A 24,952-nucleotide genomic window follows, 5' to 3' on the forward strand; every position below is an offset into this window, starting at 1 on the left:
GCCGGTTTTTGAGCGATTGCGAGTAAAATTTAGCCAAAAACCGCTTACTGGATTTTAATGATTTTATCGTTATAATGGGCGTTTAAAATTTAAGGAAAAAAATGACGAAACTGCAAAACCGCCTGCAAAACGCCGCTTTATACCTCGTTTGCGTTTTTGTCGCTTGTGAGCATATGCCGCGTATGACGGCGGCGAAAAACGTCTCGCTTTATCTCGCGCTTGTCTGCGCGATCTGGCTTTATTTCACGGATAGGACGCGATTTGCCGCAAGGGTCGGCGTAAATTTTAGCCTTTCGCGCGCGCCTGCGTTTTGCCTTATCACATTTACTTTTTACGCGTTTTTGATCTCGGCCTTTCCCTACGCGCCGCAGTTTGACTCTCTGGGCAATGCGGCAGGGGAGTTTGGGCGCGGATTTGCTTTTTTGCTCATCGTCTATGTCGCGGCAAACGGCGAGGCTGCTCAGTCAAAATCATTTTTTTACGCGCTGATAGCGGCCTTTGCGGTTATTAGCATCTACTACGCTGCACCGCTTTTTAGCGAGTTTGAGAGGCTAGGCAGTGCGGGCGAATTTGACGTGCGGGTTGTGCGCCGAGCGTATGCGGACTATGTGGATAGATTTTTGCCTTTTGCGCTAGCGGGAGTTTTTATTTTTAGGCGGGTATGGGCGCGGATTTTGGTAGCTTTGCTTTGCCTTGCGGCCGTGGGACTTGATGTTTTGAGCGGCGTTAGGGGCAGCTGGGGAGCGATGCTGGTTTGTTTTATTATGTTTGGTTTTTGTTTGTATATCTTAGGCGGCGAGGCGAAGCGTAAATTTAAACTCTTTGCCGTTATTTTTGCCGTTTGCGTAGCGGGTGCATCGGTGGCAGTTTTGAGCTCGCCTACTGCGATGTATAAATTTTTCCAGATCGGGATAGTGAGCGAGGCAAATCTCGAAAACGAGAGCATGAGAGAGCGCCTTGCGGAGCTTAGCTTTAGCTCGGGGCGCGACCTAATCTTAAAGGAGCGCTTGCCGCTACTGTTTGCGAGTCCGCGCGCGATAGCTGGGCTTGGATACGGCAAGGAGCAGTACGACGCCTTTTTGCGTGACGAGGCGGACAAAGGCGCGCATATCTCGATGATGCAGACGAGGCCAAACGGCGAGCGGTATTGGTTTAACGACGAGCCGTTTTTTATCGGACACTACTACTACTACGGCGCGGTCGGTACGGCGCTGATGTTTGGCGGTTTTATCTCGCTTTTGGCGTATTCGTTTAGGCATTTTTTACGCTCGCGCGAGCTGCTTTTTGCGGCGATTTTTATCTCGCTAGCGTGTTATTTTGGCGTGCGCGGGCTGTTTGAAGCGATAAATTTACGCATACTTTATATGTTTTATATGCTTGGATTTTTCGTCTTGCTGGCGGCAAATTCGAAAGCTGGAGCTAAAGGAGGCGGAGTTGAGCGTTAGCGTTTTGATGTATCATCATGTTTTAAAAAAGAGTGGATTTATCGCCTCTAGCGCAGAGGATTTTGCCTCGCAGATGAGATTTCTCGCCGAGGCGGGCTATAAAACGCTTACGATGAGCCAATTTATCGCCTATAAAAAGGGCGAGCTAGCCGTGCCTAAAAAAAGCGTCCTCATCACCTTTGACGACGGCTGGAAGGACAACTACGTCTACGCCTACCAGGTCTTGCGCGAGTTTGGCTTGCGAGCGACGATATTTTTAGTGACGCAGTGGATCGAGCGCGCGAGCGAGCGGCGGGGCGAGTTTATAGAGCTAACTCACTCTGAATACAAAAAAGCAGCCTCCCAGCGCCCGCAGGACGTGTTTTTGAGTCTTGACGAGATAGCAGCGATGCGGGACGTTTTTGACTTTCACTCTCACACGCATACGCATTTTGACGAGTATTTCGGCGCGCTCCCACCTGAGGAAAATTTCACTCGGTGCCGCGAGTTTATGCGCGAAAATTTGGGCATCGAGGATAGGCTTTTATGCTGGCCTCGCGGCAAATACGACGAAAATTTGATCCGTCTAGCTAGGCAGGCGGGTTATGAGGCATTTTTCACGACGCAGCGAGGCATAAATAGGCCTGACGGCGATTTGTCCGCTATCAAGCGCATCGCTGCCAAAAAGGACGCCACATGGCTAAAACGCACGCTTTTTATCTATCAAAACGACATTTTGGGCGGGATATACTCGAAGATAAAGAAGTAAAATTTGCTCTAAATTTAAGGCAAATTCGGGCGTCGTTTTTGCGAGATTCGCATAAAATTTAGCTCAAATTTGGAAGAATTGATGTGGTGAATGCGGAGCGAAGGTAGAATTTAACGGGGCGGGGAGATATGCGTTTGTTTTACTAGCGACATTTAAAAGGTCATTATGAAATTTCGCAAACTTAAATTTAAAATCTTAGCCGCAGCGCTACTTCTGGCGGTAATACTTGGCGCCACATTTATCCGTATAATCCCCGATTATTCCACCTCGCGAGGCTTTGCTGTCGTTTCTCTTTCCAACTATAACAAATACAAGCAAGGATACTGCCTCAAAGAGGATAGAATTTTACCCAAAGAGGAGCTGTATAAAAAAGTGGGAGGAGCATATTTAGATAATAATGTAAAATTATACCAAATGATCGATGCTTATAGGTTGAAAACCTACGGTAGTCTTTGGTCTAGCAAATACGAAATTGCGTACTATGAACTAGAAAATATAAATTTATCGAATTGTTTTGAAGTATTAGAAAAATATTACCAAGAGGGAAAAACGACCGAGCAGATACTGATTAAAGAGTTAAAGGCTAAAAAAACCGATCCAAAGAAATATTTAAAAACAAATTTGAAAGATACGAGTGTTGGATTTGATAGACCGATAGTTATGGTTAACGGCGGCGATAAAGCTGTTACAGGCACTTTGTTTCTTGATAAATTTGCTATATTTAACGGCAATTATATGCAATTTAACCATTCGGAGTATATTTATGACACGAGAGAAAATTTTATTATCGTGAAGAAATACTATAAAGAGAGAAAAAATGCCGTAGTCGGTATTGGAAAAGGGTTTAAATTTGATAACTGCGGCAATATAAATTATCCGCTGGAAGAAAATTATTTGGGCGGTAGAGATATAGAGATGCGCTAAATTCTCTAATATGAATTTTGTTAAAAAATTTAAGGGAATTAAGACCGATGGACGCGAAGCAAAGGTATAAATTTCATAGGGCGGCGAGATATTTGCTGGTGGTGCCGATAGTTTTCTTGCTTGATTGGTGGCGGCGGCCTTGATTTTGGCGGTTCTGCCTTTTGAGGGCGCGCTAAGAATCGCCGTTTTTGCGGCAATATTTGCGATTTTGGCTTGCGCGCTGTTTTGGTATTTGTTCAAAAGGTATAAAAATTTTAAGCCAAGCAAGCTGTTTGTAAAAATCCAAATCTTAGTTTGCTGCTTTTTACGGTAGAAAATTTATCGCTCAGCGCTTTTTACGGCGGGTTTTTGGCGTGCCTTGTGGCGGGGTATTTTTGGGGCGAGCAGGCTGCCGGCTGGAGCGTGGCGTTTGCGTTCGCGCCTATTTGTCTGATCGTTTTCGTGATCTCGTATATGTTTAATGAAAAGAAGGCCTAGGCGCCAAATTTAAGTGCCCAAATTTATAAAATCAAGAAGGTCAAATTTGACAGCCAGCGTTCATATCAAATTTGACTTTATGACAAACCCGGCCGATAAATTTGATCGCCAAATTTAACAAAAGCGGCCAAATTTACCGCTCGCGGCTCAAATTTGCTCGTAAAATTTAGCTAAAACGGCTGCATTTTGCAAAGCGCGCTTAGTTTTGGCTCAAATTTTCCCTGATTTTGCTTTTTATCGCCTCTAGCTCCTCGCCCTCAAATCTCATCAGCGTCCGCTCCACGCCATGCTTTATCATCCCCTCTTTGTCGCACGGCACGAAGTCCCAGTCCTTTTGAAACACCGCGTGCTTGCCCATGGTTTGATTGCCGTTGCGCTGCGTGTAGCCGTTTGCGTCCAGATCGTTATCCCACGGTCCCCACTCAAACGCCCCGCTAGGCCCAAACAGCGCGATCACGGGCACGTCGTTGGCCGCGGCTAGGTGCATGATTGCCGTATCTACGCCGATAAACATCGCGGAGCGCTTTGATAGCGCAGCGGTTTGCTTTAGGGTGAGTTTGCCACCTAGATTTACGGGACTAGAGGAGCACAGCGCCAGCACGTCGGCTAGCTTTTTTAGCTCGGCGTCGTTGTTATCGGCTGTTAGCACTACTCGCGCGCCAAGCCCCTCGCAAAAGTCGATTATCGCGGCCATAGTTTCGTCGTCCGCGCACTTAAACATCCAGCGGCTAGTTAGGTGCACGTGGATAAATTTAGGCGGCAAATTTAGATGATTGATGCAGTCTGGATCAAAATACACGCTCACTCGCTTGCCACTAGGCTCAAATCCGAGCGCGGCTAAGGCGTCTAGATTGCGATCCACGGTGTGGCGCAGACCGCCTATTTTGGGGGCTTTGTGCGTGATTATTTTATTTACGGCTTTGTTTTTGCCCTCAAAGCCCACGATGGTTTTTATCTTGGCGTATTTGGCGACTATGATGCCGCGGTCGCCCGTCGTGGTCTGCACGGCGATGTCGTATTTTTGCTTTTTGATAGCGCGGATAAACTTTAGCTCGCGCCAAAGCCGTTTAAAAAAGCCGACCTCTTTTATATTCGCGCGGTCGTAAACGTGGATGTTTTGGACGTTCGGGTTGCCCTCGATCATCGCTTCGGTGCCCTTGTTTAGCGCGAAATCTATCTGCGCATCAGGGTAGATGCGGCGCAGGTTTTCGACGAGCGGAGTCGTGAGCAGCACGTCGCCGATGTTTCTAAATTTCATAACTAGGATTTTGATTTTTTTATCTTTCATTTTACGTACTTCCAAAATGTGTATTGCGCATAAAGCCTTGCTATCACGTAGCCGCGCCAGCCCTCGCGCCAGCCGCCTTTTAGGAAAAATAGCTTAAAAAACGTCCACGCGGGATTTAAAACTGCCTTAAATTTGCTTGATTTTGCGCCCTTTGCGCCAAGGCTCGAGTAGCGATTTTGCTTAGCGATAAACTGCTCGATGCTATCGTAGGCGTAGTGTTTGAAGTGGTTTTTTAGTCTGCCGATTTCATTTTTTGGGGCGGTTAAATTTGCGCCATTTGCGGTGCCCGTCGAGATTTGTTCGTCCGTTTTTGCCGTGCTTTTTAAAATGACCTTTTCGTGTATCTCGCGCCCGTCAAACTTCGCCAGCGTCTTGTCAAAAAGCCTAACAGTACAGTCTGGGTAAAGCCCCATCGTGCGCACTTCTTTGCCAAAAAATATATTTGCGCGCGCCACCTCGTATGCGCAAAACTCTGGACGCTGTAAAACCTGCAAAATTTCCGCCCGCAAAGGTTCTAAAATCACCTCGTCGCTATCTAGCACAAAAATCCAGCGATTGCGCGCTAGATCCACTCCCAGCTGCTTTTGCGCGCTAAATCCCAGCCATTTTTGCTTGTGAAATTTGACGTTTTTAAACCCAGAGCAAATTTGCTCCGTCGAGTCGGTAGAGCCGCTATCGACCACGACGACTTCGTCTGCGAATTCGCAGCTTTTTAGCACCTCGGCGAGGTATTTATCGCTGTTAAGCGTGAGGATTACGACGCTTAGCATTTATAAATTTCCTCGTTAAAATGCTTAAAGCGTTTATGAAACCAAAAGTACTCGCTAGGCTTCTCGCGTACGGCGGCCTCGGTGGCGTCTGATTGAGCTTGCGTGGCCTTTAGCACGGCTTCATCTTTGTCAAAATCCCTAACGTCAATCGGCGGAAAAAAGCAAATTTCGCTAAGGTTTGTCCCTTTTTCGCGGATAAAAGCGGGCACGATGAGCGCGTCCGTTTTTTGCGCGAAAATGCTAACCGCAGGCGTATGCAGGACTTTTCGTCCGAAAAATTTAACCTCTACGCCCTCGTCTTTGGCGGTGTTTTGATCGACTAGGATGCCGACTAATCGGCGCGCCTTAACCGCTTTTAAAATTTGCTTTGCGCCGCCCATTTTATCGATTAGCTCGATATCAAAGCGGGTGCGGTTGGCTGCTAAAATGCGCTGCATGACCGCGCTATCAAGAGCGCGTCCGACGATGCTAACGCCGCCGAATTTCGCCGCCATCGCCAGCGAAAATAGCTCCCACTGTCCGTAGTGCGCCGTTTGCACGATGATAGGACGACCCGATGCGAGCGCGTTTTTCAGGATTTGCTCGTTTTTAAATTCGACTTTTTCTAGGATTTTTTCCTTACTCGCGTTTTGATTTTTTATAAAATTTACCGCAAATTTGGCGTAGTTGCGGTACGTGTCTTTTGCGATCTGCTCTTTTTGCGCGGCCGTGAGCTCGTCCGCGTAGGCAAAATTTAGATTTGCTCTGATGATTTTGGTGTGCTTGGCGTCAAATTTATAAAACAAAAACGCGATGAAATTTAAAAATGGATCCAGCAAAAACGCAGGTGTAACGGTAAAGATAAATTTAAAAAATCTATAAAGCCAAAGGTAAAATAAATCACGCATCAAGTAGCCTTTTTGCCGCGTTTGCGATAGTCTGCGGCGCAATATCTCGCACGCAAAAGTCGCTTTTATCTATCTTTTTCGCGTCTATTTTTTTGCCTGCGTCTATGGTTAAATTTACGGGCGTTGCGTAGGCATTTCGCTCTGCGGGTCGGTTACCAAAAAGCGTGATAGAGGGGCGATTTTGCGCCCAGGCGATATGCGTCACGCCGCTATCGTTGCCGATAACAAGATCGCAGCTTGAGATGAAGCTTACAAGCTCTTTTAGGCTCAAATTTAGAGTTTTCGCGTTTGAGTTTTTTATCAAATTTAGAGCCTTTTTTTCCTCTTTTTCGCCGTTATAGCAGACGAAAATTTCATTTTGTGGATCGCCAAGCAGCGCGACAACATCGCTAAATTTATCGTAAATTTTACTCGGTTCGCTAGCAAAAGGAGCGATCAAAATTTTCTTTTTCGAGCTTTCAAATTTACTTTGCTGGGCGCTAAAACAAGGCTGTTTGGCTAAAATCTCATCCTCGCTAACGTTAAATCCCAAAGCAAAAGCCGTAAGGCCCAAATTTCGCAAGATGATGTTTTGGGCGTAGTCGCAGCTAAATTTATGCCCGTAAAACAGTGCCGCAAGCGGTTCTTTCACGCTAAATTTATCAAATCCGTAACTGTTTTTGCCAAGAAGCTTCGCAACTGCGGCGGATTTGAGAAGTCCTTGCAGGTCGATGACGTAGTCAAATTTGACCTCTTGCTTAGCAGACGCGATCAGCTCCAAGCTTTTTTTGTATTCGCCGTTTTTTAGCGGTAGCGATACGACGCGCGAAATTTGCGGACAAAGGAACAAAATCTCGCTAAATTTGGCGTCGGCAAACCACGTTATTTTCGCTTTTGGCAGGTGCTTTTTGATAAACTGCAAAATAACTACCGCATGGACGATGTCGCCCAGGGCGGAGAGTTTGATAACGGCGATGTTTGGGGCTGGGTTTTTATTCATTTATCGCTTTTATAAAGATTTTTAGCTATCATTTTAGGCAAAAATAGCTAAAAAAGGTTTGAAATGGCTAAAAATTATATCTGCGTTTTTGACTGCGAGACGGTGCCAGACACCGCGCTTTTACGTAAAATTTACGGCTTTGAGGGAAGCGACGCGGAGGTGGCGAGGCAGGCGTTTGCCACGCAAAAGGCAGCAAGCGGAAGCGAGTTTTTGCCCGTGATGTTTCACCGCGTCGTGGCGATTTCAGCTGTGATGGCGGACGAGTACGGTAAATTTTTGCGTGTAAGCACGATGAAAGGCGCAAACGAGCGCGAAATCTTAAATAAATTTATCGGTTTCGTAAACTCGCATAATCCGCGCCTAGTTAGCTTTAACGGACGGGGCTTTGACTTGCCGATGATTTTAACTCGCGCGATGAGGTACAACGTCTCGTTTCCGAGCTTTTACGAGGTCGAAAACAAGGAGCTTGGCAAGGGTAAATGGGACGGCAACTACCGCGACCGGTACAGCGGCAAATTTCACTTTGATCTGCTTGACCACGTGAGCGAGTTTGGCTCCGTGCGCGGGCTAAAGCTCGATACGCTCTGCGCGAGCTTAAATTTACCCGGCAAATACGACGTGCACGGCGATCAGGTGATGGAGCTGTTTTTTGACGGCAAGATAGATAAGATCAACGAATACTGCGAAAGCGACGTGCTAAACACCTACTGGCTTTTCCTAAAATACGAGCTTTTACGCGGAAATTTGACGCTGGATGACTACGCCGACGACATCTCAGTGATGAGCGAGTGGCTAGCGGCAAACTGCGCCCAGATGGGCTATACGCCGGTTTTTTGCGAGGCAGTCGAGCGCGAACTCGTGCGCCTTGAAACGCAAAACTACGAGGATGAGCCAGAATTTGACGAAGAGGGCGAGCAGATCGGGACAGAGGAGTACTACACCGAAGAAAATATGCCCGAGATAAATTTGGACGAGCAGTGATAACGGGCGCAAAAATACGCTAAAATAACATCAAATCGTAAAGGAAAAAACATGAAAATTTTAGTAACTGGAACAGCTGGATTTATAGGATTTCACCTTGCAAATGCCCTTGTGGCACGTGGAGATGAGGTCGTTGGATATGACGTGATAAATGACTATTACGACGTAAATTTAAAGCTTGCTCGCCTAAAAACGGCTGGTTTTGACGTGAGCGAGATAGACTACGGCAAGCTTATCACCTCAAAAACGCATGCAAATTTAAAATTTATAAAAGCAGACCTTGCCGATGAAAAGACGATGAAAGAGCTTTTTGCTAAAGAGAAATTTGACGTAGTGGTAAATTTAGCCGCACAAGCCGGCGTTCGCTACTCGCTCATAAACCCAAAAGCCTACATCGATAGCAACATTACGGGATTTATGAATATCCTAGAGTGCTGCCGCCACAATGAGATCAAAAACCTAGTCTATGCAAGCTCAAGCTCGGTTTACGGCCTAAATGAAAACATGCCATTTTCTACGCACGAAGCGGTCAATCACCCTATAAGCCTCTACGCAGCGACTAAAAAGAGCAACGAGATGATGGCGCACACGTACTCGCATCTATTTAATGTGCCAACGACTGGACTTCGCTTTTTTACGGTTTATGGACCATGGGGACGCCCTGATATGGCGCTATTTTTGTTTGTTGATGCAGCGCTTAAAGATAAAACCATCGACGTTTTCAACTACGGCAAGATGAAGCGCGACTTTACTTATGTGGACGACATCGTAAAGGGCATAATTAAATGCATAGATAACCCTGCCAAGCCAAACCCAGCTTGGGACGCAAAGCACCCAGACCCTGCCACTTCAAAAGCGCCATTTAAAGTCTATAATATCGGCAACAACAGCCCAGTCGAGCTCATGGACTACATCAAGGCAGTTGAGATAAAGATCGGCCGTGAGATCAAGAAAAATTTCCTCCCACTTCAAGCAGGCGACGTGCCAGCGACATTTGCAGACGTGAGTGATTTGGTGGCTGACTTTGACTACAAGCCAAATACAAAAGTAAACGACGGCGTGGCTAAATTTGTCGAGTGGTATAGCGAGTTTTACGGGGTTAAAATTTGAGATTTTTCGCGCTCTTGATCGCCGCCTTTTTAAATTTTGCTTTGGCCGCTCAGAGCGAAAATCTAAACAATGCAGCAAGCGCAGATACTGCTAAAAAAGATAAATTTGAGCTTTTAAAGCTTAGCGAATACAAAGGTCAAAACGTCAGCGGCTGGCTAGCCAGCGAGAAGCTAGACGGCGTGCGCGCCTACTGGGACGGGCGAAATTTGCTATCTAGAAACGGCAAAATTCTAGCCGTGCCTGAGGGCTGGAGCACGTATTTTCCGCCGTTTGCAATTGACGGCGAGCTCTACACCGCGCGGGGCGAATTTGAAAAAATACAATCGATAGTGATGGATAAAACACCAAATGAGGTAGCGTGGAGCGAGATCAAATTTTATGTTTTTGACGTACCAGAAGCTAGCGGCGGGCTTTTAGAGCGCCTTAGCGAGCTTGAAAAATTTATCTTGCAAAATCCGCAGGCAGGGCAAAATTTAAATATAATCAAACAAGTAAAAGTAAAAGATAACGCCGAATTTGAGGCGTTTGCGGAGGCTGTCATCGCAAAGGGCGGCGAGGGTGCCGTCGTGCGCGAGCCAAACGCGCCATACGAGCGAAAACGAAGCAAAAATGCGCTGAAATATAAAAAATTTAAAGACGCCGAGTGCGAAGTAGCGGCGATAAATGCCGGCACAGGCAAATACACCGGGCTCATGGGCTCAGTGACTTGCAAATCGCTCGGCGCGGCCGGCTCAAACCCAGGCGAGCAAATCCCGTACGGAGTCAAATTTAAGGTAGGCTCCGGTTTTAGCGACGAAGAGCGCGCAAACCCGCCTAAAATCGGCTCCGTAATAACATACAAATATCAAAATTTAACCGCAAAAGGATTGCCTAGGTTTCCGATATTTTTGCGAGTTAGAGAGGATTAAATTTGGCTGTTTCGGTCAAATTTGCCCGCTTGTTTGCTTTGAGAAGGGTGCTGTAAATTTACGCTAAGCGCGTGATAGGACGGCTAAATTTGGCATGCGAGCTTGGCGACGCCTCATTTTTTTATTTTACCTTTTTATCTTTTATGATAAAATCGGAAAATCTAAATTTCAAAAGGTAAATTTATGAAAATTTTAATAACAGGCGGAGCGGGCTACATCGGCTCTCACGTAGTAAAAGCACTTTTAAAGCAAGGTAAAGATGAGATAACCATCATCGACAATCTCTGCAAGGGCTCACAAAAAGCACTTGAGGCACTTCAAAAGATAGGAAATTTTAAATTTATAAACGCAAATTTAGAGGATGATTTGAGCCAAATTTTTGCAAATGGCAAATTTGATGCGATCATTCATTTTGCAGCGTTTATCGAGGTCTTTGAGAGTATGAGCGAGCCGCTAAAATACTATCTAAACAACACTGCAAACGTCGCAAGAGTGCTAAAATACGCAAAAACTTACAATGTAAATAAATTTATATTTAGCTCAACTGCCGCAGTTTATGGCGAGCCAGACGTGGCGGAGGTTAGCGAAACAACGCCTACAAACCCGATAAATCCATACGGCAGAAGCAAGCTAATGAGCGAGCAGATCATCAAAGACTACGCTGCGTCAAATGAAAATTTCAAATTTGCGATACTTCGCTACTTCAACGTCGCAGGCGCAGACGAAGAGGGGCTTATCGGTCAAAACTATCCAAACGCCACGCACCTTATCAAAGTAGCCGTGCAAACAGCACTTGGCAAGCGCGAGAGTATGGGTATCTTTGGCGATGACTACGCAACGAAAGATGGCACTTGTGTTAGAGACTACATCCACGTTAGCGACCTAGCAGACGCTCATATAAGCGCGCTAGAGTACATCAGCCAAAACGGCAGCGAAACCTTTAACGTGGGATACGGCAGAGGATTTAGCGTAAAAGAGGTGATAGAAACCGCAAAAGAGGTAAGTGGAGTAAATTTCAAGGTGCTAAATGCGCCAAGAAGGGACGGCGACCCAGCTATCCTTATCTCAAACGCAAACAAACTGCGCTCGCTAACAAGCTGGAAGCCAAAAAGAGACGATCTAGCGCTCATCATAAAAACCGCCCTTGAGTGGGAAAAGAGAATTTAAGGGGAAACATGAAAATAGCAGTAATTGGAACTGGATATGTTGGGCTAGTAGGTGGTGTGTGTTTTGCTAAGATGGGCAATAGCGTCATCTGCGTCGATGTCGATAGCAAAAAGATCGAGGCGCTAAAAAACGGCGTCTTGCCTATATATGAGCCAGGACTTGCTGATATCGTGAGTGAGTGCTACAAAAATGGCTCGCTTAAATTTAGCACGCAGATAACTGAGGCGCTAGAGCACGCAGATGTGCTATTTATCGCAGTTGGCACGCCTATGGGCGCTGATGGACAGGCGGACTTAAAATATGTCCTATCAGTTGCAAAATCTATCGGAGAAAATTTAAGTAAACCACTAATAGTTGTCGATAAATCAACCGTTCCAGTTGGCACTGGAGCTAAGGTGCATGAGGTGATCGAGGCTGAGCTTAAAAAGAGAAATGTAGAGGTTAAATTTGAAGTAGTCTCAAACCCAGAATTTTTAAAAGAGGGTGCGGCGGTTGAGGACTTTTTAAAGCCAGACCGCGTAGTTATCGGAGCTAGTAGCGAATGGGGCTTTAGCGTGATGAGAGAGCTTTATGAGCCATTTATGAAAAATCACGACAGGCTTATCTGCATGGACGTAAAGTCAGCCGAGATGACAAAATACGCTGCAAATTCGATGCTAGCAACCAAAATAAGCTTTATAAACGAGATAGCAAATATCTGCGAGCGTGTGGGAGCTGATGTAAATTTAGTAAGAAAAGGTATCGGTAGTGACTCAAGGATCGGATATAGCTTTATCTATCCAGGCTGCGGATATGGCGGCAGCTGCTTTCCAAAGGATGTCGAGGCGCTCATCTATACAGCTAGACAAAATGGCTTTGAGCCAGAGCTTTTAAATGCGGTCGAGTCAAGAAATAAGGCTCAAAAAAGAGTGCTATTTGAGAAAATTTATAACTTCTTTGGTGGCGATTTGAAGGGCAAGACGATCGCACTTTGGGGTCTTGCGTTTAAGCCAAATACCGATGATATGAGAGAGGCTAGCTCGCTAACTTTGATAAAGCTTTTAGACGAGGCTGGCGCAAAAGTGGTGGCTTATGATCCAAAAGCAAGCGAAGAAGCTAAAAAATATATGCCAAATTTAGATGTGAAATATGCTAAAAATAAATATGACGCTCTTGATAACGCCGATGCTTTGGTGCTTGTGACAGAGTGGAGTGAGTTTAGATCGCCTGATTTTATGGAGATCAAAGAGAGGCTAAAAAATGCCGTCATTTTTGATGGACGCAACCAGTATAATGCTAAGTCTTTAGCCGAGCATGGCTTTAAATACTTCCAAATAGGCGTCAAAGCGTGAAGCAAATTTTATCTCTCATAGTTTTTTTGCTACCTGTTATGCTTTTAGCTAGTGAAGCTTCAGACAAAAGCGAAGCAAAGACGCAAGAGCAGGTTTTTGAGCTGCCTATCTCAAAGATGCCACATGATTATTTTAAATATGAAGTTGCATTTTTTAAAGAGGTGCAAACGGATTGCGAATTTGCTATGCTAGAGGGCGGACGTTTAGATAAAAAAGAGGATAAAAGCGGGATTTATTATGAATTTAGCGCAGATGATGAGCCACTTAAGCCTTGCAACGGCAAAAAGAAAAAGAGGCAGGTTTATTATGAGTTTAAGCAAATTTTACCCGGCATTAGCCCCATAAGGATCGTAACTCCACAGGGCGTGCAGGCTGAGATAAGAGTTTTTGAGCTCTCAAAGACATTAGAATCAAAAAAAGAAAGGAAAAATAGATGAAAATAGCAGTAGTAGGACTAGGATATGTGGGACTTCCATTAGCAGCAGCTTTTAGCGAGAAGTACGAAGTAGTCGGCTTTGACGTAAATGCAAAACGTATAGAAGAGCTTAAAAGTGGCTATGATAGAACGCTTGAGCTTAGCAACGAGCAGATGAAAAAAGCTATCGATAATGGCATGAAATTTAGCCTAAATTTAGATGAGATCAGAAGTTGCAACTTCTTCATCGTAACCGTTCCAACTCCGATAGATAAGAACAAACGCCCTGATCTAACCCCAGTGGTAAAAGCGACTCAGAGCGTGGCAAAAGTGCTTAAAAAAGGTGACATCGTTGTCTATGAGAGCACTGTTTATCCAGGCGTTACAGAAGAAATTTGTGTGCCACTTCTTGAAGAGAGCGGGCTTAAATTTAATAAAGACTTCTTCTGTGGCTACTCTCCAGAGCGCATAAATCCAGGGGATAAAGAGCACACTGTTACAAAGATCAAAAAGATCACCAGCGGCTCGACGCCCGAGGTAGCCGAAAAGGTCGATGAGGTCTACCGCTCGATCATCACAGCCGGCACGCACAAAGCGCCTACTATCAAGGTCGCCGAGGCTGCCAAAGTCATCGAAAACACGCAGCGCGATATAAATATCGCTTTTATGAACGAGCTTGCGATGATATTTAACAAGATGAACATCGACACAAACGCCGTTTTGCAGGCGGCGGGTACGAAGTGGAATTTCTTAAATTTCCGTCCTGGACTAGTAGGCGGCCACTGCATCGGCGTAGATCCGTACTATCTCACGCATAAGGCGCAGGAGCTTGGCTTTCATCCCGAGATGATCCTAGCAGGTCGCCGCATCAATGATAATATGGGCAAATACGCCGCCGATCAAGTCGTAAAACTGATGATAAAAAGGGGCGTTTTGATAAATTCGGCTCGCGTTTTGGTGCTTGGCCTTACGTTTAAGGAAAACTGCCCGGATATCCGCAACTCGCGCGTGATAGACGTGATCGAGGAGCTTAGGGATTTTGGTTGTAGCGTGGACGTATACGATCCGTGGGCGGACGAAGCCGAGGTGAAGCGCGAATACGGTATCACGCCTCTAAAAAGCTTTGACGAGGCGGACTACGACTGCGTCGTGATCGCCGTCGCACACGATAAATTTAAAGGGTTAAAATTTAGCAAAGCGCTCGTTTACGATATCAAAAACGTTTACGAAAACGCCGACGCAAGGCTGTAATGCTCGTAAATTTGATCAGCTCCATCGTCGTTTTTATCGTCTCGATGGGGATAAATTTTTTCCTCACGCCCTACATCCTAAAAAGCCTGGGCAACGAAGCCTACGGCTTTGTCGGGCTGTCTAACGCTATCGTGGCCTATGCTTTAGTCGTAACCGCGGCGATAAACTCGGTTAGCGGCCGCTTCGTCGCATACGAGTGGCATAGAGACGATACCCGCGCGGCAAACGCCTACTACTCGTCGGTTCTGGTCGTAAATATCTTTTTTTGCGTTCTTATTTTGCTGGGCGCGGGCGTTTTTATCTTAAATTTACAAAGCGTGCTAAACGTGAGCGGCGCGCTGCTGGGCGACGTGCGGCTTACTTTTGCGTTTTATTTTATAAATTTTTGCGTCGGGCTTTTTAACGGCGTCATCAGCGTCTCGATGTTTATCAAAAACAAGCTCTACATCATCTCCGTTCGCAACGCCGCGTCTAGCGCTATTTTGGCCGCTCTCATCGTCGCGCTTTTTTATTTTTTCAGACCGATGATCGCCTATATCGCGATCTCCGCTCTAGTCGCGTCGCTCTTTGTGTTTTTTACGAGCGTTTGGGTTTCGCGCCGTATCACGCCCGAGCTTAAATTTAACCCGCGCGAATTTGACTTTGCGCGGATAAAAGAGCTACTAAAATCAGGCGTCTATAATAGCTTTAACGCCCTAAACCGCGTGCTTATGAGCGGTATGGATCTGTTTATCTGCAACATATTTTTAAGCGCTAACGCGACGGGAATTTTAGCCGTTTCAAAGGCGGCTCCGATCATTTTGGAGAGCTTTGTGGCACAACTTAGTGCGATATTTGCGCCAAAATTCGTCGAGCACTACTCTAAATCAAATTTGATCGCGCTTGTTGCGGAAGCTAAATTTTCGATGCGAGTTACGGCGTTTGTTGTGAGCGTGCCGGCGGCTATTTTCGTGGCTTTTGGGTGCGAATTTTACATGCTTTGGCTGCCGTTTAAAAGCGCGGACGAGATAAATCTAATCTATAATCTATCGATGATAACTCTAGTGCCGATTATATTTATCAGCTACGTTTTTTCGCTTTTTAATCTCGACAGCGCGACCAATAAACTAAAACGCCCTGCGATAGCAAACACCATTTTGGGTGCTGGCACGATTTTGGCGCAGATTGCCGTGCTTAAATTTACGGACTACGGCATTTACGGTATGGCGATTGTCGGCGCCGCACTTTATTCGGTGCGTATTTTGGGGTTTGACCTTATAAACGCTGCGTTAAATTTGAGCTTGCCGCTTACGACTTTTTACGGCGTTTATTTTAAAAATTTAGCCGTTTTCGCAGCAGTTTGCGGGCTGTTTTTTTGGCTGCGAAATTTCGTGCAGATTTCAAGCTGGAGCGAATTTGCCGCGTATTCGGCGGTTTTGCTTGTGCTCGGATACGCCGCGAGCTTGTTTTTGATATTTGACAAAATAGAGCAGCTAATCGTGACAAATAAAATCAAATCGAAGTTTAAAAGATGAAAAATTTAGTATTCGTTATTTCGTTAAAAGGCGACGAGGCGCGCCGTGAAAAGTTAAAAGAGCGGTTTAAAAACTACGGCGAATTTAAGCTCGTCGAGGCGACCGACGGCAGGGCTATGAGCGCAAAGGAGTACTACGGATATGCGCTAGCTAGCCTCGAGGCTTACGGCAGGCTGTTAAGCCCGTCCGAGGTCGGCTGCTCGCTATCTCACGTGCGCGCTTACGAGGAGTTTTTAAAAAGCGACGCCAAATTTGCGCTCATTTTAGAAGACGACGTTATCGGAGACGAGGACGGCGTGAAAAAGGCGTTTGAAACGGCTACCAAGATGGACGAGGGTTCGGCTCTCATCTGCGGCGCGCAGGACGGGTTAGATGGGCGATTTAGCGCATTTGGTAAAAAACTAGAGGAGGATTTTTGGCTAGTCTCAAAGCGCTCTTACGGCACGATTTACCGAGCGGCCGCTTACGTGCTTGATAGGCGCGCGGCGGAAACGGTTTTGCAAACGCACAAAAAGGCGCTTTGCGTGGCTGATTTTTGGCGGATTTTGCTTTTGCAAAATGGCTTAAAGATGTATTTTAGCGATATTTTTGCGCATCCAACCGATCTAACAGACTCAAATATCCAAGCCGAGCGAGTGCAAAGAGCGCAGGTAAAAGTCTCCCCGCTAGCTCGCCTAAACAGCTTAAAATATGTCGCCGCAACGCGCTTTGAAGCGGCAATTTTAGGCTATGAGCGGATATTTAAAAGATAGGAAACTAAGCGATTATAAAGCTCAAAATTTATAAAATCAATAATTTTGAAGATTTATTAAATTTTCACGCACCGATTAAAATTTGGAGAGAGAATGAAGGTTTTATTTATAATTTCGACACTGCAAGCAGGTGGCGCTGAGCGCGTGATGAGCTTGCTAGCGAGCTATTTTGCGAAATTTCACGACGTAACGCTTTTAAAATTTGACACCAAACCGCCGTTTTACGAGCTAGACGAGAGGATAAAGCTGATCGATCTGCCTTTTCCGATGGTAAAAAAAGGGTTTTTTGCAAATTTAATCAGGCGCGTGAAAAAGTTTTTTTATCAGCGAAATTTGATCAAAAACGGCGGTTTTGACGTCGTTATCTCCTCTATGGACAGCACGAATATCAACGTGATTTTGTCGAATTTGTTTATAAACAAGCCGCTTTTTATCAGCGAGCATTCAAGCGCCGATTTTTTCAAAGGGCGCGGCTGGCTGTTTTTGCGCCGTTTGCTCTATCCGCTAGCTAGCGGCCTAACGGTGCTTACAAAAGAGGACTACGAATACTATAGCTTCGTAAAAAATAAAACCGTGATGTATAATCCTATGTTTGAAGCCAAAAAGCAGGGCTTGCCGAAGGAAAATATCATCCTTTTCGTCGGCCGTCTCATCTCGATTAAAGGTTGCGACGTATTTTTAAAGGCTATGAGCTTAGTCGATAAAGAGCTTTTAAAAGAGTGGAAAATCGTGATAGCGGGCGCTGGCGAGGAAAGGCAAAGGCTAGAGCTCATCGCGCATGAGCAGCTTCATCTGGATGCCGAGTTTATCGGGCAAATAAGCGACGTAGCTTCGCTTTATGAAAGGGCTAAAATTCTAGTTTCAAGTTCCAAAACCGAGGGCTTGCCAAACGTTCTAATCGAGAGCGTTTTTTTTAACTGCGCTAGGGTGGCGACTGCTACAAGCGGCGCAAAGGAGCTCATTGAAGATGGAAAGGATGGATTTTTAGTGCCGATAGACGATGCAAAAGCGCTCGGAAGCAAAATCGAACTTTTGATGCGCGACGAGGAACTGAGACAAGGGCTAGTTAGAAACGCTAAAGAGCGTGAAAATAGCTTTAAAACCGATCAAATTTATCAAAAGTGGATGGATTTTATCACTCAAAATATAAAGGGCTAAAATGCTAAAAGTAAGCATAATAATCCCAACTTACAACCGCAAAGAGCTTTTTGAAGCCGCCCTAAAAAGCGCGCTGGCTCAGGACTACGAAAACAAAGAAATCATAATCAGCGATGACAACTCAAACGACGGCACGCGCGAGCTTGCGCAAAGTTACGTCGCTAAATTTGACAACGTAAAATACGTCTTAAATCAAACTTACGACCGCGGCCCAAACGGCAATAAAAACAACGGCTTTGACCACGCTAGCGGCGATGCTTTCGTGATTTTAGACGACGATGACCTTCTGATAGAAGGCGCTATAAGCAAGATGGCGGCCGTATTAGAGCAGGGGTATGCTAGCGTCTGGGCGAACTGTTATTTTGAGCTTGACGGCGAGCCGACGACGAAATTTTCGGGATTTGGACTAAATAAAAGCGGGGAAATTTCGCCGCAGGACTACTACGACGGCAAGATAACGGGCGAGTTTTTGATAATGTTTCGCCGAGATGCGATCGGGCAGAGGCGTTTTGAAAAGGGGCTTTACGGTAGCGAAAATACGCTTTGGATCTACCTTTTCGACCTTCCTGCTTATTACCTGCACGACGCCGTGCGTATTTACCGCTTTCACCGTAGCGACAGCGTCACGATAAACTCGTTTAAACGCCCGCTTTGCATAATGAAAGGCTACGCGATGACTGCGGAGCTTATTTTGCAAAAGATCGCCGAAAAAAACGAGCAAGCAAGCAACGCAAATTCGGCCGAGCCGAAATTTCGCGTAAACGATGCTCATATCGCGATCCTATATAAAATGGCGGCGTATTATGCGAAATTTGGCGGCGAATACAAAAAAATGTACGAATATCTTTTTAAGAGCCTCAAATTTAAATTTACCAAAGAAGCGCTGGCGATGCTGATTTTAAGCCCGTTTCCAAAGTCTATGATTTTGTTTTTAACTAAAATTCGCGTTTGGATATACAAAAAAACGCACGGCGAATGAAAAAATTAGCCGTTTTTCTCTACTCGATGGGGCCGGGCGGCGCGGAGCGCGTGGTTTCAAATTTGCTCCCCGCTCTGTGCGAAAAATACGAAGTTCATCTCGTTTTGATGAGCGAGGTCGTGGCCTACGAGATACCGCGTGCGGTAAAAATTCACTTTCTCGAGCGCTCAGACCCCTATGAGAGCGGCGTAAAAAAGCTTTTTCGACTAGCTTTTGCGCTACCCTCCTTGGCTCTAAAATATAAAAAACTTTGCGAAAATTTAGGTATCGACGCGCATTTTGTCTTGATGAATCGTCCTTGCTACGTGGCTCTTGCGGCTAAAATTTTAGGCCTAAAAGGACGGATGGTGATAAGCGAGCGTAGCTGTCCATCGGTCATCTATAAAAGCGGCCTTAGCGGGTTTGCCAATAGAATTTTCGTTAAGGCGCTCTATCCTAGAGCCGATCTGATTTTGGCCAACGCGCAGGGAAATGCCGATGATCTCGTGCGAAATTTCGGCTGCGACAGGGAAAAGACGAAAGTGCTATATAATGCGGTCGATTTAGCGGCGATAAAAACTCTCGCAAACGAGCCGCTAGAGGGAAAATTTAAGCCGTTTTTTCTAAATATCGGACGGCTTGATAGCGGTAAAAATCAAGCGATGCTAATAAAAATAATCGCAAATTTAAACAACGAGCGCGCGACGCTTGGGATACTTGGCAAGGGGCCTTTACACGGCGAGCTTCAAAATTTGATCGACGAGCTTGGAGTTGGCGAGCGAGTAAAGCTACTAGGCACGGACAAAAATCCGTTTAAATTTATTAAAAACGCCGAGTGTTTCCTCTGCGCTTCGAGGTTTGAGGGCTTTTCAAACGTGCTTTTAGAGGCGCTTGCTTGCGAGAGATTTATCATCTCCACCGATCATAAAAGCGGCGCTAGGGAGCTTCTTGGCGACGATGAGTACGGCATTTTAACGCCCGTGGATGACGAAAAAGCTATGGAGGCGGCGATGAGGCGAGCTCTTGAGGATGAAAATTTAAGGCAAGATTATGAAAAAAGAGCTTATGGCCGCGTAGTAAAATTTGATAAAAACGCCGTTGCGGCGCAGCTCATAGGATATTTAGAGGGTGAAAATGGCGAGTAAAATTTCGGGACTCTTGGATAAATTTAAATTTTCAAAACAGACTTTCTTGTTGATACTTGCGGCGTTTGTTTTTAGTGTGGTTTGCAGGCTGTACTGGGTGTATTGGGCGGGCGAGTATCAGCACTTTTTCTGGAACGATCAGCTCATGATCAGCACAAACGACGGCTACGCCTTCGCCGAGGGCGCGCGCGACATGATAGCGGGCTTTCATCAGCCAAACGACCTTAGCTACTACGGGCGCTCGATGCCGACGCTTACGTACTTTTTGTATCAAATTTTACCTTTTAGCTTCGAGAGTATCTTGCTTTATATGAGCGTATTTTTTAGCTCGCTTATCGTTATTCCCGTGATTTTGATAGCTAAAGAGTACGAGATGCCGGGCATGGGCTTTGCGGCGGCGCTGCTAGCTAGTATCGCAAACAGCTACTATAACCGCACGATGGCTGGCTACTACGACACCGATATGCTCACTATCGTGCTGCCCGTGTTTAGCGTCTGGGCGATGATACGCCTCGCGCAGAAAAAAAACGTAAACGATCTCATTTTTATCCCGATTTTTATCCTGATAAACGACTGGTGGTATCCGAGCTCTTACTCGCTAAATTTTGCGATGTTGGGCGCATTTTTGCTCTATACTTTGGTTTTTGATAGGAAAAACGCGCTAAATTACGAGGCTGTCATTTTGATGATAGTCGCGCTTACGTATATCGATTTTTACGCTAAAAGCGCGCTTGCCGTCGCGCTTTATCTAGCGATGAGATTTCGTCCGCAGATCTGGGATAAGCGCGTAGTAGCCGCGTGCCTAGCTCTTGCCGTAGGTTTACTTGGCTTTAGCGGCGGGCTAAATCAAATTTTATTCCAGCTTAAATTTTACATATTTCGCGGGGTTTCGGAGAGTAGCGAGCCGGTTTTTCATTTTTACAACGTAAATAAAACGATAATGGAAATGAGCGATTATTCGTTTGAGTTTGAGTCGATAAACGCCTTTGCTAAGCGTATCAGCGGGCATGTTGTTACTTTTGCCTTATCGCTCGTAGGAGTCGCGGCGCTTTGTCTTAAATTTCGCTCCTTTTTACTTGCGCTTCCGATGCTATTGCTTGGATTTTTGGCACTAAAAGGCGGGCTTAGATTTACGATCTACTCCGTGCCCGTGATGGCGATAGGATTTGGGTATTTTGCGGCGCTTTGCGTGAATTTTTTCAAAAAAGATAAAATTTTAGACAAATTTTGTACCGTTTGTTTAGCGGTGTTTTTTGCGTTTTTCTTTTTATATTTTGATAAATATTACAGCCTCTTGCATGGCAAATCTCCAGTTTTTGCGCCAAATTTTGACGGCGAGGCGAGCTTTGGCGTATATCTAGCCACGTTTGCGGCGGCGGCGCTTATTTGTGGGGCGGCTTATTTTATGGTCTCAGGCCTAAGCTCGCTCAAAAAGCACGCGCTTTTAGAAAAAATTTGCGTCTTTTGTATCGCTTCGATATCCTTGATGCCGTGTCTTGAGCACATTTACGGCTACAAAGTCGGCACGGTCTTTGCCAAAAGCGAGGTAGAGAGCCTGGATAAGCTACACAAGATCGCGGGGCGCGAGGACTACGTGCTGGCGTGGTGGGACTACGGCTATCCGATCCGCTACTACGCAGATGTCAAGACCCTCATAGACGGCGGCAAGCACCTAGGCAGGGATAACTTCGCCGTGAGCTTTGCGCTAGCTAGCAATCAGCGCATGTCGGCAAATATGGCACGCCTAGAAGTCGAGTACACCGAGCGAAATTTTAGCGAGAGATTTGGGCTAAATTTGAATCAAATGATGAAAGACTACAACGCAACGAGCGTAAATTCGTTTTTGTATTCGCTAAATAGCAAGGATTTCCGCCCGCCGCAAAAAACGCGCGAGATTTATTATTATCTGCCTGACTCAATGATCGATATCTTTAGCGCCGTTTTGCGCTTTTCAAACCTCGATCTAAACAGCGGCGAGGAGTATGGAGCGATATTTTATCCGGGCAAACCTTACTCGGTGGACGGCGATACGATAAATATCGGCGGAGGGTTTAGCGTATCTGGCGACGCGTCAAAAGTCTATATCGGCGAGCGCGAAATATCCGTAAATACGTACTTTGAAACAAGCTACGACGAAAAGGATAAGCTGGTTGTCAAAAAGCATGAGATGGACGCGGACGGTAAAATTTATCTCATTTTTATGAAGGATTACAGGCGGTTTTTGGTGCTTGACGAAGCGGTGCTAAACTCGGCCTACATACAGCTTTTCGTGCTCGAAAACTACGATAAAGAGCTCTTTGAGCCGGTCATTTTAAACGGCGCGGTTAAAATTTATAGGTTGCTAAGATGAGGGTGCAAAATTTAAAGGATATTTTTAAAAATGGCTAAATTTGGATTTTTATCTCACGCCGATATGAGCATTTACTTTTTCCGCGCGCCGATCATGCGCGAGCTAAAGCGGCTAGGTCACGAGGTGTTCGCTATCGCGCCAAAGGGCGACTACACGGATAGGCTAAAAAGCGAGTTTAACTGCGTGACGTACGAGCTTGACCGCGCGAGCCTAAATCCTCTAACCGTGCTTGAAAACTCAAGAAAGCTCGCCGATATCTTGCGCGGGTTAAATTTAGACCTGCTGCAAACCTCGGCGCATAAATCAAACGTGTTTGGCACCTTTGCGGCTAAAAAGGCAGGCATAAAGCGCGTAATAAATTTGGTCGAGGGGCTTGGTAGCTTTTATATCGATAACGACTTAAAAACCCGTCTAGTTCGCGCCGCGATCGAAACACTTTATAAAAAAGCGCTAAATATGAGCGACGGCTGCGTGTTCGTAAATGAGGCTGATCCGGCGTATTTTTTGAGCCGCGATTTGATAGCCGAGGAGAAAATTTTTAAGATAAAAAGCGTGGGCGTGGATACGCTCAAATTTGACGAAAACAGCGTGCCGGCCGCAAATTTGGGTGAGGATCTGCGCGCTAAAAAGATAGTGCTGATGATAGCGCGTGCGATGTGGCACAAGGGTGTGCGCGAGTTTTACGAAGCGGCCGAGCTTTTACGCGGGCGCGAGGATTGTGCGTTCGTATTTGCGGGCGAAGGGTTTGAGGGTAACAAAAGTACGGCGGATGCTAAGTTTTTAAAAGGCGGCGCCGTGCGGTATCTGGGTGCTAGAGACGACGTGCCGGAGCTTTTAAAGGCTAGCTATCTGCTTGCACTTCCAAGCTACAAAGAGGGCTTTCCGCGCACGGTTTTAGAGGCGATGAGTATGGGTAGGCCGGTCGTTGCTAGTGACGTGGCGGGATGTAACGAGGCCGTGACGAACGGCTTTAACGGCCTGCTTTGCGAAGTAAAAAGCTCAGCCGATCTAGCCGCAAAGATAGAAATTTTACTAAACGACGAAAATTTGGCCGCGCAAATGGGCCGAAACGGGCGAGAGCTCGCCCTGCGCGAGTTTGACGAGCGAGCGGTCGCTAGGAAATATATAGAAATTTATAGGAAATTTATCGATGTATAGGGCGTTTTTTAAGAGATTACTGGATATTTGCGGTGCGATTTTTTTGATCGTGCTTACGCTGCCGATTATGGCGGTCGTCGCGGTTTTGATATATTTTAAGGTTAGCCGTGACGTCATTTTTACGCAGGCGCGCCCAGGCTTGCACGCTAAAATTTTTAAAATTTACAAATTTAAAACGATGAGCGACGAGCGCGGCGCGGACGGAGAGCTACTGCCTGACGAGATGCGTCTAAGCGGCATCGGCAAGACCATCAGAAGCCTTAGCCTAGATGAGTTGCCGCAGCTTTTTAACGTGCTAAAGGGCGATATGAGCTTCATCGGGCCACGTCCGCTTTTGGTTGAGTATCTGCCTCTTTACGACGCAGAGCAGGCTACCCGCCACGACGTGAGACCCGGTATCACGGGTCTAGCGCAGGTAAACGGTCGCAATGCGATCAGCTGGGCGGAAAAGTTTAAATTTGACGCGAGATACGTTCGCGAGCTTAGCTTTGCGTTGGACGTGAAAATCGCGATTTTAACCGTGCAAAAGGTCTTAAAACGAAGCGGCGTGAGTAAAGAAGGCATGGCTACGACGGAGAAATTTAATGGCCGCAACTAAAATTTACGTTTACGGCTTTAGCGGACACGGAGCAGTCGTAGCAGATGTAGCTAGGGCGTGCGGATATGGCGAGGTCGTGTTTTTGGACGATGCTAAATTTGACGGCAAAAACGTGCTTAAATTTGACCCGAGTCTCGAAAAAGCGGACGTGATCGTGGCTATCGGAGATAATAAAATCAGACGCATCCTGCAAGAAAGAGTAAAAAATGCGGGCTTTGTCTTAGTAAAATTGATCCATCCAAGCGCGGTGGTAAGCGCTAGCGCGCAAATAGGCGAGGGTGCGGTCGTGATGCCAAATGCCGTCATAAACGCACGCGCGCAAATAGGCGAGGGCGCAATAATAAACACGGGCGCGATCATAGAACACGACTGCGAGATCGGCGATTTTGCGCATATTAGTCCAAACGCGGCGCTAGCAGGCGGCGTGATAGTGGGGCAAAATACCCACGTAGGCATAGGTTCATGCGTCATCCAGTGCGTAAAAATCGGCGCAAACTGCATAATCGGAGCGGGCAGCGTCGTCGTGAGAGATATCGCGGACGGTAGCGTCGCCTACGGCAATCCGGCTAAAGCTAGGCGAAATTTAAGCTAAATTTGAGCGCTAAATGCCGCTCGTCAAATTTGCGTCCGTAGCCACA

24 protein-coding genes are annotated in these 24,952 nt (G+C 46.1%); 20 read left to right on the forward strand and 4 right to left on the reverse strand.

Annotated features, from left to right (window positions below; genetic code table 11):
- Window positions 1-101 precede the first annotated feature (101 nt).
- From CSUNSWCD_RS01265 to CSUNSWCD_RS11375, 4 genes are all read left to right on the forward strand, one after another.
- Window positions 102-1,445: a hypothetical protein gene (locus CSUNSWCD_RS01265; protein ID WP_009492819.1), complete on the forward strand. Its 1,344-nt coding sequence runs from the start codon at window positions 102-104 to the stop codon at window positions 1,443-1,445.
- Window positions 1,435-2,193, forward strand: coding sequence for a polysaccharide deacetylase family protein (locus CSUNSWCD_RS01270; RefSeq protein ID WP_009492820.1), 759 nt, complete (start codon window positions 1,435-1,437; stop codon window positions 2,191-2,193). The genes CSUNSWCD_RS01265 and CSUNSWCD_RS01270 overlap by 11 nt, the downstream gene beginning before the upstream one ends.
- 165 nt (window positions 2,194-2,358) lie before the next feature.
- Window positions 2,359-3,117 carry a hypothetical protein gene (locus tag CSUNSWCD_RS01275; RefSeq protein ID WP_009492821.1) on the forward strand — a complete coding sequence of 253 codons (759 nt, stop codon included), beginning with the start codon at window positions 2,359-2,361 and terminating at the stop codon, window positions 3,115-3,117.
- A 294-nt stretch (window positions 3,118-3,411) separates the two neighbouring features.
- Window positions 3,412-3,594, forward strand: a complete 183-nt coding sequence (locus tag CSUNSWCD_RS11375; RefSeq protein ID WP_009492822.1) for a hypothetical protein — start codon at window positions 3,412-3,414, stop codon at window positions 3,592-3,594.
- A 199-nt stretch (window positions 3,595-3,793) separates the two neighbouring features.
- Here the strand turns inward: CSUNSWCD_RS11375 and rfaQ are convergent, their stop codons facing one another.
- The 4 genes from rfaQ to waaC are packed head-to-tail and all read right to left on the reverse strand — an operon-like array spanning window position 3,794 to window position 7,518.
- Entirely contained in the window at window positions 3,794-4,882 is a 1,089-nt protein-coding gene (gene rfaQ, locus CSUNSWCD_RS01285; protein WP_009492823.1) for a putative lipopolysaccharide heptosyltransferase III, read from the reverse strand.
- Entirely contained in the window at window positions 4,879-5,652 is a 774-nt protein-coding gene (locus CSUNSWCD_RS01290; protein ID WP_009492824.1) for a glycosyltransferase family 2 protein, read from the reverse strand. The genes rfaQ and CSUNSWCD_RS01290 overlap by 4 nt, the downstream gene beginning before the upstream one ends.
- Window positions 5,646-6,539: a lipid A biosynthesis lauroyl acyltransferase gene (locus CSUNSWCD_RS01295; RefSeq protein ID WP_009492825.1), complete on the reverse strand. Its 894-nt coding sequence runs from the start codon at window positions 6,537-6,539 to the stop codon at window positions 5,646-5,648. The genes CSUNSWCD_RS01290 and CSUNSWCD_RS01295 overlap by 7 nt, the downstream gene beginning before the upstream one ends.
- Complete coding sequence (waaC, locus tag CSUNSWCD_RS01300) at window positions 6,532-7,518, reverse strand: lipopolysaccharide heptosyltransferase I (RefSeq protein WP_009492826.1); 987 nt, start codon at window positions 7,516-7,518, stop codon at window positions 6,532-6,534. Before waaC ends, CSUNSWCD_RS01295 begins: the two co-directional genes overlap by 8 nt.
- A 63-nt stretch (window positions 7,519-7,581) precedes the next feature.
- Here waaC and CSUNSWCD_RS01305 point away from each other — a divergent pair, with 63 nt between their 5' ends.
- The 16 genes from CSUNSWCD_RS01305 to pglD all read left to right on the forward strand — a co-directional run bounded on the left by CSUNSWCD_RS01305 (window position 7,582) and on the right by pglD (window position 24,906).
- Window positions 7,582-8,499 carry a 3'-5' exonuclease gene (locus CSUNSWCD_RS01305; RefSeq protein WP_009492827.1) on the forward strand — a complete coding sequence of 306 codons (918 nt, stop codon included), beginning with the start codon at window positions 7,582-7,584 and terminating at the stop codon, window positions 8,497-8,499.
- Window positions 8,500-8,550: 51 nt separating this feature from the next.
- Window positions 8,551-9,609, forward strand: a complete 1,059-nt coding sequence (locus CSUNSWCD_RS01310) for an NAD-dependent epimerase (RefSeq protein WP_009492828.1) — start codon at window positions 8,551-8,553, stop codon at window positions 9,607-9,609.
- On the forward strand, window positions 9,606-10,517 hold the full coding sequence (locus CSUNSWCD_RS01315; RefSeq protein ID WP_009492829.1) for a DNA ligase: 912 nt from the start codon (window positions 9,606-9,608) through the stop codon (window positions 10,515-10,517). The genes CSUNSWCD_RS01310 and CSUNSWCD_RS01315 overlap by 4 nt, the downstream gene beginning before the upstream one ends.
- A 183-nt stretch (window positions 10,518-10,700) precedes the next feature.
- Entirely contained in the window at window positions 10,701-11,684 is a 984-nt protein-coding gene (galE, locus tag CSUNSWCD_RS01320; RefSeq protein ID WP_009492830.1) for a UDP-glucose 4-epimerase GalE, read from the forward strand.
- 8 nt (window positions 11,685-11,692) lie between these two features.
- The gene (locus tag CSUNSWCD_RS01325) at window positions 11,693-13,015 is read left to right on the forward strand and encodes a UDP-glucose dehydrogenase family protein (protein WP_034964053.1); all 1,323 of its coding nucleotides are present in this window, start codon (window positions 11,693-11,695) and stop codon (window positions 13,013-13,015) included.
- Window positions 13,012-13,452 carry an ecotin precursor gene (locus tag CSUNSWCD_RS01330; protein WP_009492832.1) on the forward strand — a complete coding sequence of 147 codons (441 nt, stop codon included), beginning with the start codon at window positions 13,012-13,014 and terminating at the stop codon, window positions 13,450-13,452. The genes CSUNSWCD_RS01325 and CSUNSWCD_RS01330 overlap by 4 nt, the downstream gene beginning before the upstream one ends.
- Window positions 13,449-14,681, forward strand: a complete 1,233-nt coding sequence (gene tviB / locus CSUNSWCD_RS01335) for a Vi polysaccharide biosynthesis UDP-N-acetylglucosamine C-6 dehydrogenase TviB (protein ID WP_009492833.1) — start codon at window positions 13,449-13,451, stop codon at window positions 14,679-14,681. The genes CSUNSWCD_RS01330 and tviB overlap by 4 nt, the downstream gene beginning before the upstream one ends.
- Window positions 14,681-16,195 carry an MATE family efflux transporter gene (locus CSUNSWCD_RS01340; protein ID WP_009492834.1) on the forward strand — a complete coding sequence of 505 codons (1,515 nt, stop codon included), beginning with the start codon at window positions 14,681-14,683 and terminating at the stop codon, window positions 16,193-16,195. The genes tviB and CSUNSWCD_RS01340 overlap by 1 nt, the downstream gene beginning before the upstream one ends.
- Entirely contained in the window at window positions 16,192-16,947 is a 756-nt protein-coding gene (locus CSUNSWCD_RS01345) for a glycosyltransferase family 25 protein (protein WP_009492835.1), read from the forward strand. The genes CSUNSWCD_RS01340 and CSUNSWCD_RS01345 overlap by 4 nt, the downstream gene beginning before the upstream one ends.
- A 93-nt stretch (window positions 16,948-17,040) precedes the next feature.
- Complete coding sequence (locus CSUNSWCD_RS01350) at window positions 17,041-18,105, forward strand: glycosyltransferase (protein ID WP_009492836.1); 1,065 nt, start codon at window positions 17,041-17,043, stop codon at window positions 18,103-18,105.
- A gap of 1 nt (window position 18,106) precedes the next feature.
- Window positions 18,107-19,084, forward strand: a complete 978-nt coding sequence (locus CSUNSWCD_RS01355; RefSeq protein ID WP_009492837.1) for a glycosyltransferase family 2 protein — start codon at window positions 18,107-18,109, stop codon at window positions 19,082-19,084.
- Window positions 19,081-20,208 carry an N-acetylgalactosamine-N,N'-diacetylbacillosaminyl-diphospho-undecaprenol 4-alpha-N-acetylgalactosaminyltransferase gene (pglJ, locus tag CSUNSWCD_RS01360; RefSeq protein ID WP_009492838.1) on the forward strand — a complete coding sequence of 376 codons (1,128 nt, stop codon included), beginning with the start codon at window positions 19,081-19,083 and terminating at the stop codon, window positions 20,206-20,208. Before CSUNSWCD_RS01355 ends, pglJ begins: the two co-directional genes overlap by 4 nt.
- A complete protein-coding gene (locus CSUNSWCD_RS01365) occupies window positions 20,198-22,558 on the forward strand; it encodes an STT3 domain-containing protein (RefSeq protein ID WP_034964056.1) in 2,361 nt (786 codons plus the stop codon). Before pglJ ends, CSUNSWCD_RS01365 begins: the two co-directional genes overlap by 11 nt.
- A 30-nt stretch (window positions 22,559-22,588) precedes the next feature.
- A complete protein-coding gene (pglA, locus tag CSUNSWCD_RS01370; RefSeq protein ID WP_009492840.1) occupies window positions 22,589-23,716 on the forward strand; it encodes a N,N'-diacetylbacillosaminyl-diphospho-undecaprenol alpha-1,3-N-acetylgalactosaminyltransferase in 1,128 nt (375 codons plus the stop codon).
- Window positions 23,709-24,314: an undecaprenyl phosphate N,N'-diacetylbacillosamine 1-phosphate transferase gene (gene pglC, locus CSUNSWCD_RS01375; RefSeq protein ID WP_009492841.1), complete on the forward strand. Its 606-nt coding sequence runs from the start codon at window positions 23,709-23,711 to the stop codon at window positions 24,312-24,314. Before pglA ends, pglC begins: the two co-directional genes overlap by 8 nt.
- Window positions 24,301-24,906 (forward strand): UDP-N-acetylbacillosamine N-acetyltransferase, encoded by a 606-nt coding sequence (pglD, locus tag CSUNSWCD_RS01380; protein ID WP_009492842.1) that lies wholly within the window; start codon window positions 24,301-24,303, stop codon window positions 24,904-24,906. Before pglC ends, pglD begins: the two co-directional genes overlap by 14 nt.
- Window positions 24,907-24,952 lie beyond the last annotated feature (46 nt).

It is taken from the genome of Campylobacter showae CSUNSWCD, assembly GCF_000313615.1.
GTDB lineage: Bacteria > Campylobacterota > Campylobacteria > Campylobacterales > Campylobacteraceae > Campylobacter_A > Campylobacter_A showae_A.